Origin of the sequence: Bradyrhizobium mercantei (assembly GCF_001982635.1) — a bacterium.
Lineage (GTDB): Bacteria > Pseudomonadota > Alphaproteobacteria > Rhizobiales > Xanthobacteraceae > Bradyrhizobium > Bradyrhizobium mercantei.
On sequence record NZ_MKFI01000058.1, the window covers coordinates 1 to 739 of the forward strand.

Below are 739 nucleotides of genomic sequence, written 5' to 3' on the forward strand. Positions count from 1 at the left end.
GGTCTACATCGTCAAGCCCAAGATGCACGGCCCGGTCGAGGCCGCGTTCGCCAGCGAGCTGTTCGATCGCGTCGAGGACCTGCTGGGCCTGCCGCGCAACACCCTGAAAATGGGCATCATGGACGAAGAGCGCCGCACCAGCATCAACCTGAAGGCCTGCATCCAGGCCGCGGCGTCGCGCGTGGCGTTCATCAACACTGGCTTCCTCGACCGCACCGGCGACGAAATGCATTCGAGCATGGAAGCCGGCCCCATGCTGCGCAAGGGCGACATGAAGTCCACCGCCTGGATCACCGCCTACGAGCGCAACAACGTGCTGGTCGGCCTGGACGCCGGCCTGCGCGGCCGCGCGCAGATCGGCAAGGGCATGTGGGCCATGCCCGACCTGATGGCCGCCATGCTCGAACAGAAGATCGCCCATCCCAAGGCCGGCGCCAACACGGCCTGGGTGCCCTCGCCCACCGCCGCCACGCTGCACGCGCTGCACTACCATCAGGTGGACGTGCAGGCGGTCCAGCAGGAACTCGAACGCACCAAGCTCGACAGCGTGCGCGACGAACTGCTGGCCGGCCTGCTGACGGTGCCGGTGGGCGACCGCAGCAAGTGGTCCGCCGCCGACATCCAGCAGGAGCTGGACAACAACGTGCAGGGCATCCTGGGCTACGTGGTCCGCTGGATCGACCAGGGCGTGGGCTGCTCCAAGGTGCCGGACATCCACAACGTCGGCCTCATGGAAGAC

Annotated in this window: 1 pseudogene; it reads left to right on the top strand. The window is 67.3% G+C overall.

What is annotated here, in order from left to right:
- Window positions 1-739, top strand: a pseudogene (locus BI327_RS40900) (malate synthase G); the annotation flags it as partial.